At 41.6% G+C, this 16,576-nt stretch carries 13 protein-coding genes; 4 read left to right on the forward strand and 9 right to left on the reverse strand.

Features of this window, described 5'->3' with window-relative positions; translation table 11 throughout:
* Positions 1–25: 25 nt before the first annotated feature.
* Entirely contained in the window at positions 26–1,327 is a 1,302-nt protein-coding gene (locus ACESQI_RS15500) for an acetylxylan esterase (RefSeq protein WP_007484150.1), read from the reverse strand.
* A gap of 159 nt (positions 1,328–1,486) precedes the next feature.
* Between ACESQI_RS15500 and ACESQI_RS15505 the strand changes: the two genes are divergently transcribed.
* On the forward strand, positions 1,487–2,392 hold the full coding sequence (locus ACESQI_RS15505; protein ID WP_278509034.1) for an alpha/beta hydrolase: 906 nt from the start codon (positions 1,487–1,489) through the stop codon (positions 2,390–2,392).
* Positions 2,393–2,464: 72 nt separating this feature from the next.
* Here the strand turns inward: ACESQI_RS15505 and ACESQI_RS15510 are convergent, their stop codons facing one another.
* The 5 genes from ACESQI_RS15510 to ACESQI_RS15530 form a co-directional block, all read right to left on the reverse strand.
* Positions 2,465–3,118 (reverse strand): HAD family hydrolase, encoded by a 654-nt coding sequence (locus ACESQI_RS15510; RefSeq protein ID WP_007484153.1) that lies wholly within the window; start codon positions 3,116–3,118, stop codon positions 2,465–2,467.
* 126 nt (positions 3,119–3,244) lie between these two features.
* Complete coding sequence (locus tag ACESQI_RS15515; protein WP_002559368.1) at positions 3,245–4,921, reverse strand: glycoside hydrolase 43 family protein; 1,677 nt, start codon at positions 4,919–4,921, stop codon at positions 3,245–3,247.
* A gap of 194 nt (positions 4,922–5,115) precedes the next feature.
* Positions 5,116–5,805 (reverse strand): hypothetical protein, encoded by a 690-nt coding sequence (locus ACESQI_RS15520; RefSeq protein WP_007484156.1) that lies wholly within the window; start codon positions 5,803–5,805, stop codon positions 5,116–5,118.
* 114 nt (positions 5,806–5,919) lie between these two features.
* On the reverse strand, positions 5,920–7,140 hold the full coding sequence (locus ACESQI_RS15525; RefSeq protein ID WP_122200878.1) for a DUF4861 domain-containing protein: 1,221 nt from the start codon (positions 7,138–7,140) through the stop codon (positions 5,920–5,922).
* Positions 7,141–7,345: 205 nt separating this feature from the next.
* Positions 7,346–8,956 (reverse strand): glycoside hydrolase family 28 protein, encoded by a 1,611-nt coding sequence (locus ACESQI_RS15530; RefSeq protein ID WP_196040050.1) that lies wholly within the window; start codon positions 8,954–8,956, stop codon positions 7,346–7,348.
* Between the two features lie 328 nt (positions 8,957–9,284).
* Between ACESQI_RS15530 and ACESQI_RS15535 the strand changes: the two genes are divergently transcribed.
* From ACESQI_RS15535 to ACESQI_RS15545, 3 genes are read left to right on the forward strand one after another with little or no spacing between them, the layout of a single operon-like run.
* Positions 9,285–10,142: an enoyl-ACP reductase gene (locus ACESQI_RS15535; RefSeq protein WP_002559373.1), complete on the forward strand. Its 858-nt coding sequence runs from the start codon at positions 9,285–9,287 to the stop codon at positions 10,140–10,142.
* Between the two features lie 24 nt (positions 10,143–10,166).
* Positions 10,167–11,174 (forward strand): hypothetical protein, encoded by a 1,008-nt coding sequence (locus ACESQI_RS15540; RefSeq protein ID WP_002559374.1) that lies wholly within the window; start codon positions 10,167–10,169, stop codon positions 11,172–11,174.
* A 36-nt stretch (positions 11,175–11,210) separates the two neighbouring features.
* The gene (locus ACESQI_RS15545; RefSeq protein WP_002559375.1) at positions 11,211–11,915 is read left to right on the forward strand and encodes an SAM-dependent methyltransferase; all 705 of its coding nucleotides are present in this window, start codon (positions 11,211–11,213) and stop codon (positions 11,913–11,915) included.
* On the opposite strand, the gene ACESQI_RS15550 is transcribed toward ACESQI_RS15545, so the two are convergent.
* The 3 genes from ACESQI_RS15550 to ACESQI_RS15560 form a co-directional block, all read right to left on the reverse strand.
* A complete protein-coding gene (locus ACESQI_RS15550) occupies positions 11,881–12,999 on the reverse strand; it encodes a hypothetical protein (protein ID WP_373126536.1) in 1,119 nt (372 codons plus the stop codon). The genes ACESQI_RS15545 and ACESQI_RS15550 overlap by 35 nt on opposite strands.
* A 66-nt stretch (positions 13,000–13,065) precedes the next feature.
* Complete coding sequence (gene lipA / locus ACESQI_RS15555) at positions 13,066–13,908, reverse strand: lipoyl synthase (RefSeq protein WP_370789564.1); 843 nt, start codon at positions 13,906–13,908, stop codon at positions 13,066–13,068.
* A gap of 189 nt (positions 13,909–14,097) precedes the next feature.
* The gene (locus ACESQI_RS15560; protein WP_122200880.1) at positions 14,098–16,308 is read right to left on the reverse strand and encodes a S9 family peptidase; all 2,211 of its coding nucleotides are present in this window, start codon (positions 16,306–16,308) and stop codon (positions 14,098–14,100) included.
* Between the last annotated feature and the right edge of the window lie 268 nt (positions 16,309–16,576).

A 16,576-nucleotide genomic window follows, 5' to 3' on the forward strand; every position in this document is an offset into this window, starting at 1 on the left:
ATTTTTTGTTTTAAGACGAAAAGTACTACTTAATCAGCTGTTTACAGAACCAATTATTGGTCACTATGTCCTGCTCTTTTGTACGCCAGTGACCTGTATCGTGAGCGATAAACAATTGTTTGGGAGCAGTGATGACATTGTAGGCAGAGAAAGTGGAAGTGGGAGGACAGGTAGGGTCATTGTATCCCCACGAATAATATCCGGGTGCTTGAATAAAGCGTGCGAAATTGACCACATCATAGTAACGGGACGTTTCAATCTTTTCGGGTTTATTGTTCAATAACTGATTTTGAGGGGCAAACATGGCTGGCCATCCTCCCGCACGCCCATGAAGATAACCGGTCACATCACAAAGAGCAGGATAGAAAGCTACGAGTGCCTTAACTCGGGAGTCTAATCCGGCAGTAACCATTGCCAATGCACCGCCCTGGCTTCCACCGATGACACCTAAGTTCTCTCCATCATATTCGGGCAGGCTACACAAAAAATCGAGCGCACGTATACAGCCGGTATATACACGGCGATAGTAATAGTGATCTTTACTATCGAGATTATAGAAGGCATAGTTGTTTAATACACCTTTACTCAGATTGGCATACAGGTTATCCGGTAGTGTTTGCGGAATACCGTGAATACCGATGGCGAGGGTGATCATTCCTTTTTCTGCAAGTGTCATTTCTGCCGGCTGCTTCTTTACTCCGGCTCCCGGTACACGGAGAACAGCCGGGTATCTGCCTGGCTTTTTAGGTATACAGAGAATGCCATAGAAGTAACTTCCTTTCTGATAGTGTTGTAAACGGACATGGTATACATTGGTTTCCGGAGTACATTGTTCGGGCAACAGAGTAATTAGAGGTTCCATTGGTATACTGGCTGTTTCTGCTTTGGCACGTTCCCAGAACTTGGTAAAATCTTCGGGAAGTGTTGTTGTTGGTTTCAGCTTTTCAGGGCTAAAACCTATATTTACATAGTTGGAATAGGTAATACCATCTACCTCTGTACGGCAAAGACAAGTGATGAAACCAGGTGTTTTCATTGTACCGGCTTTCACTTTGAAGCTACCATTTTTCAGATCGCTACTTCCTGTTTGGTTAGGGGGGAGTTTTTCTGGACCTATTTCATAGATGAGTGGAATGTTTTTGAGCATTATGTTTCCACGTATAACTCGAATAGTAAATGATGCCTGTTCGCCTGTGCGGTATGTCCAATCGTCGTGATCGGGAGTAATCTCGATATGGACGTAGTCTTTGATATTTGTCTTTTGAGCGAAAGATGCTACGTGACAATACAATAAAGTAAGAATGAGTAGTATGCTTTTCTGGTTCATGATATAATGATTAAATGTTGAAACAAAGTTAATGGAGTTTGCGTAGTTTTTTGTAGAAATAATGTTTCTTTTTGCGAGTATATGTACCAATTATTCTACCTTGAAATAAAAAAGCTATACTATCTTTGTCACTCTGAGTTTATTAATCGTATAAATGAAATGAAAAGAAGTTTATGTTTTTGGTTATTGGCAGGAATATTTCAAATAGGTGTTGCACAGACTTTTTATCCTATATGGAATAATAACATGCCAAACAGTAAAGGTATTACTGTGAAAGATAGTATTGCTAATGAGCGGGTATACCAGGTAGGTACACCTGGAGTGTATGTTTTTGAACCTTCGAAAGCAGAAAATAAGAAGACTGCCGTGTTAATTATTCCGGGTGGGGGATATGCACGTCTGGCTTATCAAATTAGTGGATGGCAGTTGGCTAAATGGTTTAATACGTTTGGCGTTACTGCTTTTGTTCTTAATCATCGTATGCCACAATCACCGGATGTGATAGTGAGTTATCAGGCTCCTTTGGAAGATGCACAACGGGCAATGAGGTACATTCGTTTTCATGCGGCAGATTATGGCATTGATATTGATAAGGTGGGAGTGATGGGGTGTTCGGCAGGAGGACATCTTTCGGCTTGTCTTTCTACATTTTCAGAAGATTGGGGGACAGGAGGAGATGCATTGGATAAAGAGTCTTTCCGTCCTGACTTTACGATACTTATTTCTCCTGTGATTTCAATGAGGGAAATGGCTCATAAAGGAAGTCGGGATAATCTTTTGGGAAGGGACCCGTCACCGGAATTGTTGCATCAGTTTTCTTGTGATGAACGTGTGACAAATCAGACTCCACCGGCTTTTATTGTACATGCTACTGATGATCGGTCTGTTTCTTCTCTCAACAGCATTCTCTACTATACTGCATTGAAACGAGTGGATATAAAGAAAACAACTCTGCATGTTTTTCCGGAAGGAGGGCATAGTATCGCTTTACGTAATAATCCGGGGACAACTAATCAATGGCCCATACTGGCAGAGGAATGGCTGGAGGGAGTGATTAGTGATTAGCGGGCGGCATTATAATCACGCTGCATAGCACTAATCACTAATCACTAATCACTAACCGCTAATCATTAATCATTAATCATTAATCATTGATTTCACTACTTCCGCTGTGTCTATAATGTAATCCGGGTGGAAGCCTTCCAATTCTGTACGTGGACGAAATCCCCAGGTAACTCCACAAGAGGTGACTCCTGCATTGATGGCAGTCTGCATATCTACACCCGAATCTCCGACATAGAGAACTTCTTTTTTTTCAACGTTTGCTATTCGCAGGATATCTTCTACAATTGCTGGATCCGGTTTTACTTTCACTCCATCCCGTTGTCCCAGTACAGCTATGAACCGGATGTTTGGAAAATAATGAGCTACGAGCTTCTCTGTAGCTGCCTGATATTTATTAGACGCAACCGCCAACTGTATTCCTTTGGTTTGTAGTGCTTCTAATAAGGTTGGAATTCCGGGATATGGTTTGCTCTCGTCTGCATTGTGTTTGTCGTAATGGGGTACGAATTCCTGACGTACACGGAGTACATTTTCTTCTGTTTTTTCTCCTTCCGGCAGGGCACGCTCAAAGAGCTTGTTAATTCCGTTACCAACCATGAAGTTGTATTCTTCTATTTTATGTATAGGATATCCCAATTTTTTAAGTGCATGGTTCGTACTGTTTGCCAGATCGGCGATTGTATTTAGTAGTGTTCCATCTAAATCGAATATAACAAGTTTCTTCATTTTTTTTTATTTTAATAATCGTTCTGCAAATGTAGGAAAACAAATATGCCCCTGCAATAGTTTCTTTTTGCAGAGGCATAAATTCATTTACTTGAAGCTGTTATTTATATTTTAAGGCTTCTCGTTTCATTTCTTTGTGATACGGAACCAATCAACATCCGCCCAGCCACCGTCATTCGTTACCAAGGCAGGACGGGTACAGAATGTTCCTATTTTAGCTCCGATCCATTTGCCTTCTCTGGCTTGGAATGGTTTTCCTATTTTCTGGAATTTCTTACCATCGGTGCTATAACTGAAGTCGCACATTACTATAAGGTCATATCCGCCTTCACTCTTGCCGATTTTCTTACCGTCACTGCTGAATTTAACTCTCAGATATACTGTGTTGTTTTGTAAATCAACAGCTTCATTTACTTCTTCCGGTGTTCCTTTATCTGCTTTCTTGCAGTTTAATTGTGAGAGCACAAGCCCTTTATCCGTGTTTTCAAGAATTAACCCGGCATAATCCATGCCCATAACTACAAGTCCGGTACGTTCACCTTTGTATTTGGTTGTAGGCTTGAAAGTCAACTTCATTGTTGCCGTGAAGTTATTTGAAGGAGTTTTCTGTAGTAGTAGGTTGGCTACGTCCCAAAGGTTCTTATACTCATTCACTACCGGATAAGAATAGAGACGTACATATCCATGATCACCTGCATAATATGCCCATTTTTCATTGATATTGGCATGCCATTGCCATTGCGGAGAAAGCGTGTATCCATTAAATTCGTCACTTTCTTGTGGTGTACAGATAGGATAGGTTTTACCGACATTTGGTTTTTTATAAGTTAGTACGGGTTCGCCACAACCATCTCCGTCTGTATCATTACCGATTACAGGCCAGTCGTTTATCCATTTCATCGGTTGCAGATGTACGATACGACCGTATGCACCTACATCCTGAAAATGCAGGAACCAGTCTTCTCCTGTTGGAGTATCTACCCATGCTCCTTGGTGAGGACCATTGACCGGAGTATTACCTTGTGCTAATACTGTTTTCCACTCATATGGACCGTAGACATTTTTAGAACGAAGAACAACCTGCCAACCTGTTGGTACACCACCTGCCGGATGAAAGATATAATAATAATCACCTCGTTTGTAGAATTTAGGTCCTTCACAGGTTTCGTGGGCTTCGTGTCCGTCAAATACAATTCTTGACTGTGAGATGGCTTTGGTAGCATCCGCATTCAGTTCACAGATAGCAATGACACTTTTTAGCCCGGCACGACTTCCAGCATAAGCATGCACAAGGTATACTTTACCGTCTTCATCCCACAACGGGCAAGTATCGATGATACCTTTTCCTGCTTTTACGAGTACTGGCTCACTCCAAGGTCCTTTCGGATCACGTGCTTTCACCATGAATGCACCTTGGTCCGGATCTCCCCAAAAGATATAGAATTCTCCGTCATGATGGCGGATGGCTGGTGCCCATACTCGATTCCCATGTTCCGGACGTTCGGGAGTTTCGATGGGAGGGAGGGCGTATGGAACGGCAGCACCTATGATGTTCCAGTTTACAAGGTCTTTTGAATGGAGTATTTGTAGACCGGGGAGGCAGTTAAAACTTGAAGAGGTCATATAGAAATCATCTCCTACCCGACAGGCATCCGGATCGGAATAATCGGCATAGAGGATTGGGTTTTTATATGTCCCGTTTCCCTGGTCTGCAACCCATACTTCGGACACATAATTTTCCTGTGCTATGGCCGGGGTTGTCATTAATAGGCAGAGGCCTAAGGTCTGTGCTAATCTTTTCATAGACTGTTCTTATTATTTAGTTATGTTATAAAATTCTTGATTGCAAATATAGGTGTTCTGTATAAATTTAGAGGTGAATAATCGATTGCTTTGGAGGATTTATTGTGCATAAATGTGGAATAATTGTGTAAAAAAGAAAAACCCAACTCATATATTGAGCTGGGTATTCGTATGTTTTTTTGTTTGAATGAATATTATTCAAAATACACTTTTTTAGTTTCTACAGAACCGTCATTCATAATATTTTTAATAATGTTCAATCCTTTAGCAGGTTCGTTTAATCTCATTCCTACCACATTATAGTATTCAGTAGTTACGATTTCCTTACTATTAGCTATGTCTGATATACCGGTAGAACTACCACCTGCGGTAAAAGTAAAACCATAAAAACCTAATTTGGAACCTGTGCAGAATGTGGTATAAGTTTTACCTGCTTTTACTGGGAAACTATAGGTACCATAGTATTTATCAACAACAGTTAATGCGTCATATCCGTCCAAAGCTACTCCATCTTCCAAGATATAGAATTTCTTACCGGGATTTAATACAATAGCTATTTCTATTGTACCATCTTTACTTACTTCCAGATTATAAAATGTACCAACTGTTGGAACTCCTGCATCGGCTTTATCAAAAGCCAAATTATTTCCGTCTACTGGATTTGCTTTTCCGGAAGCATAAGCTCCATATATTGCAGCTCCGTCAATATCAGTACTTGCCTTTATGGTGTATGTATCATTTCCAAATGTTAACTTAACACCATCAACAGAAGTAATTTCTGTGTCTTTTGTAATTGCATCATTGGCTTGAATTGCATAAGTTTGTGCATTAACGGTGAGAGTTGTAGCCACAAAAGCCATTGCGAGAAGTAATTGTTTCTTCATAATAATAATTTTTAAGTTATACAATAATGTTCTTTGTTTATTACTGTACAAAAGTATGAAGTATTGCCTCTCGCAATGGGTAATATTTGTTCGAATAGGGGGTAATATTTGTTTTTATTGCTTTATTTTGATCACACAAGGGTGTTCCAACCCTTCTTTCCACTCACGAATATAGGCAAACCATGTTTCCGGAGTCTTGTAACCGAATGTTTCTTTCATTGAAGTAAATGTGGTGTGATAGGAAAAATAGTTATCTCCTTTGGCTGTTAAGGTATAGAGATAGTTGGGTTTGTCTTTCACTTCTTTTACTACATATTTTTGTGGAATGCAAGTAGCTAATCCTACAGTCTCTTTTGCATATTTTACAGTATCATTTACGGGCCAGTCTGTACCCCAGCAACCGATAAGTCCCTTGTGGTCGGAATAAGATACGGAACCCGCAATGTCTTGTACACCTGTACAGAACACTTCGTCTTTCAGAGGTTCCTCAAAAAGGGCTTCTACTTTCATGTCGCGATGCCCGGCATAGAGGGTATAACGCGTAGTCATGTTTAATTCAGAGCCTTGATATTGCCAATCGGTTACTTTTATTTCGGCAATAGTACGGACAGGACCGTAAGCAATAATACTCTCTGTGAGTGTACTTACAGGTTCTATGTGCAGTGCTTTTTTTCCATTCCAACCCTTTAGCGCACCTACACCGCAACTACCGCTTACACGTAGTACATCATCACCAAAACCACGTGCCAATTGTTCATCGGTAGGATAAAACTGTGATTCTTTAATCTCAAAGCCTTTATTGAATTTTCCGTAGATATCTACAGTTTGCTTGTGATCAAAATATAAACGGTAGGCCACCAGTTCCGATTCAAATGCAGGACCATGGTGGTGCATCTGGTTATAGATGTTGGCAGTACCCGGGATGGTTACGGAATGAACAGGAACATGCTTTCCTTTTTTATCACTTACCATCATTTCCGCATATACACGTGGTTCGTATTGTTTATTACTTTTTTCTGATGACAGGGTGATTTTCAGTGTTTTCTTACCTTTGGCAGGCAAATCGATAACAAATGCAAGCTCGTCTGCACGACGGTCTCCGTTCAGGTCATCCAGTTGCGATGGAATTTCTGTAGTACCATCTATTACTGTTGCTGATTTAATGCGAAATCCGGGTTTGATATCGTTTAGGTTGATTACTACCGGTTCATCAGATTTGGCTTGTTTCCAAGGGTTACTCACTTCTACTGTGATCGTTTTTTCATTGCTCTGTGCCAGGACTACTAACGGACAGGAACACAGAAATAATAAAGCGGTAAAAAGGTTTCTTTTCATGTCTTTCTTTATTGTTTTATTGTTGAGTGAATGTCAATGTCGTTTGCTCACCACAGAGCTGTACCGAGAATTATCTGATTGTCAATAATAGACTCTGTGCTTTTGTAGCGAACTCCTCTGCAAATGTAAGCTAAAAAAAGCAGACAGTCCTGTTAGTGATGACAAAAGGACTGTCTGCTTTGATCTAATCTATGTAAATGTGATTTTACTTTAGGGTTAGATTGGTTCCCTGAGCATCTACTTGCTTATGTAGTTTACCATCTATCCGAATGTTCTTTGCATTTTTCATTTGGAGTGTAGGTCCGTTACTTTGCGTTTCGATGTAGATGTTGTCCAAAGTCACACCATCTGCCTGGCTGATAACAGCACCTTCGGCAGCATTTGTGATTACAACATTTTTCACTGTTATATTCCGGATAGGCATTTCGGGTAACCCATTGAAAAACATGGCACGCCCGGATCCTTTACAGTTAACATTTGTAATATGGATATCTTTGAATGCAGGAGTCTCTTCAGTTACGGGTGGCAAATCTGTTTTCGTATTTGCTGCACGTTCTTCTTCTGTTTCTTCTCCCGGCCCCTTGCCGCCATAGAATAAATCGAAGAGCAATGGTTCATTCGGGATATTAATCATGTTGATATTATTGATGTAAATTCCCTCTACTACTCCTCCACGTCCGCGGGTACTTTTGAAACGAAGACCTACATCCGTACCTAGAAACGTACAGTCTGTAACGTATATATTTTTCACACCTCCGGACATTTCGCTTCCTACTACGAAACCACCATGGCCGTGTAGTACAGTATTGTTTTTTACCAATACATTCTGACAAGGTTCTCCACGACGGCGACCGTCCTCATCTTTCCCGGATTTGATACAGATAGCATCGTCTCCGGCATCAAACAGGCTGTTGATGATCAATGCATTTTTACAGGATTCCAGATCGAGTGCATCCCCGTTCTGAGAATACCAGGGGTTGAATACCTTTACATTGTTGATTGTAATATGTTCGCATGACAATGGATGCAGACACCAGCTGGGAGAATTCTTAAACGTAACGCCTTCCAATAACACTTTCTTACTCTTTACAATATTGAGTAGTACCGGACGCAGCCAAGGCCGGATTTCATCCCACTCCTCGTCTGTATTTATTCCTTCGGGTACATTGAAGTCTTTGCAGGCTAAAGCGCCCTTCAATGCACCGGCTGTTGGATACCATATCTTTCCCGCTGCATCGGTTACGCCGCCCGATTTAACAAGCTTACTCCATTGAGAAGCAGTTAGTTTGTCTCTTTTAACCGGTCTCCAACTATCTCCTGAGCCGTCAAAAGTTCCGTAGCCCGTGATAGCTATGTTTTCTGCATTACGTGCTGAGATGGGGGATTGGCAACGTCGTGTTTCCAATCCTTCGAAGGATGTTTCTATAATAGGATATGCTTCAAAATCATCTGTGAAAAGAATCATTGCATTGCGTTCTGTGTATAAGTTTACATTACTCAGAAGTTCAATAGGACCTGTTAGCCACAATCCTTCCGGAATAACAACTTTACCTCCGCCTTTGGCATGGACGGCTTTAATCGCTTCATTGATGGCCTTTGTGTTTAGAAATTTTCCGTCATTTTGAGCTCCAAATGCAACAATACTTATTGTATAGTCCGGAAATGCAGGTTGTTCTACAATAGGCATCTCAAAAGGGAGATCACTATAAATGCTGTTGTCAATTACATTTCCTTCTTGAGCGCATGTCCGATTCCCGTACGAGAAGGGAAGGCATATAGCTGTTAGCAGCAAGAGCTTTTTCGTTAATGTGTTCATTTAAATTATGTTTCTATGGATTAATACTAAGGGTTGTCTTCACTTGATAACCGAAGAGGTTTATTATCCTTTGGCAGACTACTCTCCCGAGCGATCTACCGGAATGGATAATAAGATTCATGTTAACCTAATTCTAACCTTAAAATAAATATTATGAAAAAACCTCTTAATTATCTGGTGCAAATATAGAGTCGATAATCCCGTTAGATGTGTACAATCTGTTGGTTTAGGTGGATTTTTTGTCATTTTCGTCTTTTCTTTGCACACTTCTCGTGTTTTTATGCAGAAAGTTCCTATATTTGCAACCTAATTTAACTATTTAAAAGGTATGAGTTACAATTTGTTGAAAGGAAAAAGAGGTATTATCTTCGGTGCTCTGAACGATCAGTCTATTGCCTGGAAGGTAGCAGAGAAAGCCGTAGAAGAAGGTGCAACTATTACATTATCAAATACTCCTATGGCCATACGTATGGGCGAAGTAAATGCTCTGGCTGAAAAACTGAACTGTGAAGTTATCCCAGCTGATGCTACCAGTGTAGAAGATTTGCAGAATGTATTTAAGACTTCTATGGATGTGTTGCACGGTCAGATTGATTTTGTTCTTCATTCTATAGGTATGTCTCCTAATGTACGTAAAAAACGTACTTATGATGATCTTGATTATGGAATGCTGGAGAAAACGTTGGATATATCAGCTGTTTCTTTCCATAAAATGATTCAGGCTGCTAAAAAGTTGAACGCTATTGCTGATTATGGTTCAATTCTTGCTTTGAGTTATGTGGCTGCTCAGCGTACATTCTATGGTTATAATGACATGGCTGATGCAAAAGCACTGCTTGAGTCTATTGCCCGTAGTTTTGGCTATATTTACGGACGTGAACATAGCGTGCGCGTGAATACTATTTCGCAGTCACCTACATTCACTACAGCAGGTTCGGGTGTGAAAGGAATGGATAAACTGTTCGATTTTTCTAATCGTATGTCTCCATTGGGGAATGCTACTGCCGACGAATGTGCCGACTACTGTATCGTAATGTTCTCCGACCTCACTCGTAAAGTGACTATGCAGAATCTCTATCACGATGGTGGTTTCTCCAGTGTAGGTATGAGTCTTCGTGCAATGGCTACTTATGAGAAGGGGCTCGATGAGTATAAAGATGAAGAAGGAAATATCATTTACGGATAAGAAGCGTACTAAGTTATAAAAATGATGAAACTAAGAAATCCTCTTCTCCTTATTATATTATGTGTATTTGCCGTAGCCTGTCGGATGGGTACGGGAGAGAATGCGTTATTACATAATGAGGAGAATGGGATTTCTATAGTTCGCTATGATAAGTTGCAGAACGAGTATGTACGTTCCAATAGTTTCTCCGCTCTGCAAAAGATGAATATGGAGTACCGCCAGCCTACCAAAATTTTGATTGAAGAAGTTCTCGGATTAGGGCAGGTTAATGATGATACCATTTCTTTGCGGCTCCGGACTTTTTATTCGGATACTACTTTGCTTCGGCTGATGGCAGATGTAGAAACTCGTTTCCCTGATCTGGGAGAGGTGGAGAAAGGGCTGACCAAAGGTTTTAAAAGACTGAAGAAAGAGGTTCCCGATATCAAAATACCGAATGTTTATTCACAAATCTCGGCATTCAATGAATCGGTAGTTCTTTCGGATACTTTGCTCGGTATTAGTCTGGATAAGTATATGGGGGAGGATTATCCTTTATATAAGCGTTTTTATTACGATTATCAGTGTCGTTCTATGCGCCCTGACCGTATTGTGCCTGATTGTTTTGTGTTCTATCTGCTGAGCAAGTATGCTTTCCCCTTTCAGGAAGGGAGTTGCCTGCTCGATATGATGCTGCATTACGGTAAGATAAATTATGTAGTGCAAAAATTATTAGGATACCGTTCTACGGGTGAGGCAATGGGCTATGACGATGCAGAAGAAAAGTGGTGCCAGGAGAATGAGAGGAACGTATGGGAGTATATGCTGGCAAATCAGCATCTTTATGCCCGTGATCCGATGATAGTGCGTAAGTATATGAAACCTGCACCGTTTACTGCCTTCTTTGGTGAGAATGCTCCGGCATTGATTGGTACCTGGATGGGTACATGTATTGTTTCTTCGTATATGAAAAAGCATAAAGATGTCAGCTTACAGCAGTTGCTGGAGACTACTGACTATCATCGTATGCTGCAAGAATCAGGTTATAAATAATAGCATATTGGCACATTATTTAACTCATTATTTCTTATGGAAACTGCTCTTTATCTCATTCCCGTAACTTTGGGTGATACAACTATCGAGTCCGTATTACCTTCTTATAATAAAGAAATCATTCTTGGTATCCGCCATTTTATCGTTGAAGATATTCGTTCGGCACGTCGTTTTCTAAAGAAAGTAGAACGGGAGATTGATATTGATGCTCTAACGTTTTATACGCTGAACAAGCATACTTCTCCTGAAGACATTTCCGGCTATCTGAAACCGTTGATCGGGGGAGCTTCTATGGGGGTGATTTCGGAAGCAGGTTGTCCGGCTGTCGCAGATCCGGGAGCAGATGTTGTTGCCATTGCCCAGCGCAAAAATCTGAAAGTGGTTCCGTTGGTAGGACCTTCTTCTATTATACTTTCTGTGATGGCTTCCGGTTTCAATGGACAAAGTTTTGCATTTCACGGTTATTTGCCTATCGAACCAGCCGAGCGCATCAAGAAGATAAAGATGCTTGAGCAGCGTGTCTATGCTGAACACCAGACACAGCTTTTTATTGAGACACCTTACCGTAATAACAAAATGGTTGAAGATATTTTGCAGAACTGCCGTCCACAGACCCGGCTTTGCATTGCTGCCAATATAACTTGTGAAGGAGAATACATTCGCACAAAAACGGTGAAAGAATGGAAAGGAAAGGTTCCTGAACTATCTAAAATTCCCTGTATTTTTCTCTTATACCAATAATATCTTTTAGGTGTTCGTACTCGTCTTCAAAGCATTCGCTAAAGAAGTTGTGCCCTAAATTATGTTCTATCTGCTGAAACTGCCAAAGCTTTCCGCCTTTAAATTGCGGATTGCAAAGGATGGAGTCATCTTCTACATCAAGAACAAAAAGATAGACGAGCCTGTTGGTCACAGCATTTTCAAAATGATACATGATGCTGAATGTAGGCTTTAACCCGTTAATACCGGGAAAAGTGTTGTGCATGATTCTCCGGCATCCTTCGGCAAGCGACTCTCCGAAGCCGAGGTAACATTCCATTGGAATATCCATTTTACCTCTATCCAAGGTGGCTGTTTGGGGGCGTTCGCAAAGAAATAGTTTTCCGTGTGAAGCCACTGCGATGCGTATTACCGGATTAATGTAACTGTTTTTGTTATTGAGAGCTTCCAGCGCCAGGCTTTTTCCAATTACATCTCCCTGGGTATTGACAATGGGGACATACTCGGTATGTGCCATCAACTTATTGAAGTAGTGAATACTGATTTGGTTGAAGATGATGGCTAAAACAAAAATGGCGGGAGGAAGAAAGTTGAATATGATCCACTTTGCCGGATCTTCCAGAGGGTGTACAAAAAACATCACCAGACTGATCGCGATAAAATGCAATATCCCCAATATTAGTACGATGTGTGCAGATACAATGGCTGATTCTGCACCTTGGGCAAACAGACGCTTGGAGCAAACCTCCTTCTTCTTCAGGAAGTAATTGATAAACCTCTTTTTATGAAGATAGAGAATCAGCATTGGAATAAGAATACTTACCTCCACTGTAAGCGGCAGAGCACCGGGAGGAACGTAGTCACCAGGGATTAATGCTGCTATGGTTAGTAATACCAGGATGGCTGTGGAGATGTAAAGGATAAAATTTGGAATCCGCACTCCCTTACGATGCATTGAGTAATATGAATAAAGCAATCCGATACCTGTTCCGATATAGATTGCGGTGTCTTGCGTTATAAATTCGCATAAGACTATGGAAATGATAACGGGGATGTATCCCAATGACATGTTAAATGCGGAAGATAATATTCCTTTATGGCTCATTTTAGTATACATTTTGTCTGTTTCCTATAAAACAAACTAATACGGCTTAAAGTTGAGAGTTGAAAGTTAAAATTTGCTCACATGTTTCTCCGCATGATAGGAAGAACGTACGAGCGGAGCGCTTTCTACTTGCTCAAAGCCTTTCTCCAGTCCGATCTTCTTGTATGCGGCAAATTGTTCGGGAGTGACGTATTCTGTTACCGGATAATGCCGGTGGCTGGGTTGCAGGTATTGTCCGATGGTGAGAATTTTACATCCGGCCGCCAGAAGGTCATCCATGAGTTCTTCTACTTCTGCCGGGGTTTCTCCCAATCCCGCCATGATGCCACTTTTAGCGGTAATGTTATTACTGGCTATCCGGTGGATAACTTTAAGGCTGGTATCATAGTTGGCTGCACTGCGCACCAACGGACTGATACGTCGTACGGTTTCCATATTGTGTGAAATGATTTCCGGATGCGCCGAAATAATAGTATCTATTAATTCCATCCGTCCCTGAAAATCGGGTATCAGTACTTCAAGAGTTGTTTCCGGGTTTATTCTTTTTATTTCGGTGATGGTACGTACCCAGTGTGCAGCTCCAAGGTCGGGGAGGTCGTCACGATCCACGGAGGTTATTACGGCATGCGATAACTTCATTAGTGCGATGGACTCTGCCACATGCGTTGGTTCGTTGGCATCCAGTGGGAGCGGGCGCCCGGTTTGTGTATTGCAGAACTTACAACTGCGGGTGCAGATATCGCCGGCTATCATAAAGGTTGCTGTACCTTTTCCCCAGCATTCTCCCATGTTCGGACAACGACCGCTGCTGCAAATGGTATGCAAACAGTGACTTTCTACAATACGCTTTGTTTCTGTGTAACGTTCATTGGCGCCGATACTTATCTTCAGCCATTCGGGCTTTCTCATTGGATGTATGATTTATGGTTTGAGAGTTATGATTTATGAATTAGGAAGGTGTGTCAAAAGTAAAATCACTCATTATTAGAACGCTGATTAACGCTAAGTTTAATCTGCGCTGATTTGCGTTAATCTGTGTTTCTAAAGTTACATATTGATAATTTGATCCGGCTTTTGACACCCTCATAAATCATAACTCTATAGGTTATTCAAAAAGAAATTGGTCAGTTTCGTGTATAAATGCTGGCGGGTATTGCCACCATAAATACCATGATTACGATTGGTGTAAACCTGCATGTCGAATTGTTTATCCAGTTGTACCAGATGCTCGGCATATTCGGCACAATTCTGGAAATGAACATTATCATCTGCCATACCGTGTACCAACAGGAGGTTACCGTGTAGCTTATCGGCACGTGTGAAAGCAGATGCAGCTTTGTATCCTTCTGCATTTTCTTTTGGCGTGCGCATAAAGCGCTCCGTATAGATGGTATCATAGAATTTCCAGTCGGTTGGTGCAGCCACAGCTACACCTGCTTTGAATACCGGAGTGCCTTCGCTCATACTCATTATTGCCATATATCCGCCGTAGCTCCATCCCCAGATGCCAATACGGTTTTTATCCACATAAGGTAATGTACCCAGATATTTGGCTGCTTCCACCTGATCTTTGGCTTCTTTTACACCTAGGTTCAGGTAAGTGCTTTTTTGAAATTCTGTACCCCGTCCGCCGGTACCCCGTCCATCTACACAGGCAACGATGTAACCTAAACTTGCCATATAGGTTTCCCAGCTGATGGCGAAGTTGTCCAACACTTGTTGTGATCCCGGACCGCTGTACTGATACATCAGTACCGGATACTTTTTGGATGCAGAGAAGTCTGCCGGTTTCATCATCCAGCCGTTTAACTCTACTCCCTGGGAAGTCTTGAACTTGAAGAATTCTTTTTGGGGAAGTGCTACTTGTGCCAACTTTTGTTTTAGTGCATTGTTGGCTTCCAACGTTTTCAGCGTCTTGCCTTCGTTGTCATTCAGGGTGATAACAGCCGGAGTGTCAAGGTTGGTGTATGTGTTGATGTAATACTTCATTGTGGGGCTGAACAAAGCACTGTTCATACCTGCTTTCTGAGACAGCTTGGTCTTTTTACCTTTACGGTCTATCTTGTAAACAGCTTGTCGCATAGGGCTTTCTTCGTTGCTGATGAAGTAGAAGCTGCCATCGGCCTCGTCATATCCTAAAAACGATTCTACTTCATGGGCACCTTTAGTCACTTGCTTTATCAGATTTCCTCCCATGCTGTACCAGTAGAGGTGCGGGTATCCGTCTTTGTCGCTAAGGAAACTGAAGTTTTCGGGGTAGAACTGAATATTGTCGAATACGTTTTCGCTGATATAATAAGGTGATTCATCGCGTAATGCCAACTTGCAAACTGTAGAACGCGGATCAGCAAAGTACATGTCGAAGCGATTCTGATGACGGTTTAGTGTCATGATGGCAAGCTTGTTAGGATCTTGCGTGAAACGGATGCGAGGGATGTATCCGTCGGCATCCAATGGCAACTTCATCGTGCGGGTAACTTTTGATTTGATGTCAAAAGTACGTACTTCTACTTTGGAGTTCGGATATCCGGCTTTCGGATATTTGTAAGTGTATTCTCCCGGATAATCTTCCAGCCCGTTGATGTGCGGTGATTCTCCGGCAAAGAGTGGGAACTGGTACGAAGGAACTTCCGTTTCATCAAAACGGATAAAAGCCAGCATTGAGTTGTCGGCACTGAATTCCAGTGCCCGGTTAAAGCCGAACTCTTCTTCATATACCCAATCGGGAATACCATTGAGTACTGCATTTTGTTTACCGTCTTCCGTCACCTGGCTCTCACTGTTGCCATAGAGTGTTTTTACCAGGAAGATGTTGTTATCCCGTACAAAAGCAATCATTGTTCCGTCCGGAGAAAAAACGGGGGCTTGTTGAGGGCCCCCGTCAGAAAGCCGTTCAATAATGTTGTTTGTCGTTACCCCTTTATCATTGCGTTTTAAGGGGTATAAGTAATGTACGGCTGTATATGAACGCCGGTAAATGGGCGTTGTTTTAGTTGCAATCAGCAGTTTGGACCCGTCCGGAGAAAACTGATAACTGTCAAAGTGTTTGAAATCACATTCGCGGGCTTTAGCCACATCGAAGATCACTTCCACAGGTTCTCCTGTTTTGAAAGAGTATTTGGTGATTTGGGTACCTTCGTCATTCATCTGAGTGTAGTGCTCACCGTCGGGCATTGGGACTACGTTCCGAATGCTTGTAGGGCGGTATTGACCGGAAGTTATATCCTTCAGGTCGAGTTTTTTACTACCTTGTGCCATGCCTGCCACGCAAGCAAGGAAAAGTAGAAGGGTAAGGGTTATCTTTTTCATTATTTCTCAGTTTTTGCTTCTTATTCCTGCAAAGTTAGTAATAAACTGAAATTCGTCAAAGAAAGGATACTTTTTTATCTGTCGTTCGCCAGTACTCGTTATCTTTATTAATTCCCTTTTACAGATTTTATTATAGTAAGGCATATTGGTGTTCTGTTAGGGGCTTCGTCCGGTTAGTCGTAATCGAATGTATCGAAGGTCGTAGTGCTTCTTTGTTTTAGATGTACATGTAAAGCAGTACGACATGTACATGTGGAGCAGTACGACA

It is taken from the genome of Bacteroides sp. HPS0048, from assembly GCF_964240755.1.
Taxonomy (GTDB): domain Bacteria; phylum Bacteroidota; class Bacteroidia; order Bacteroidales; family Bacteroidaceae; genus Bacteroides; species Bacteroides nordii.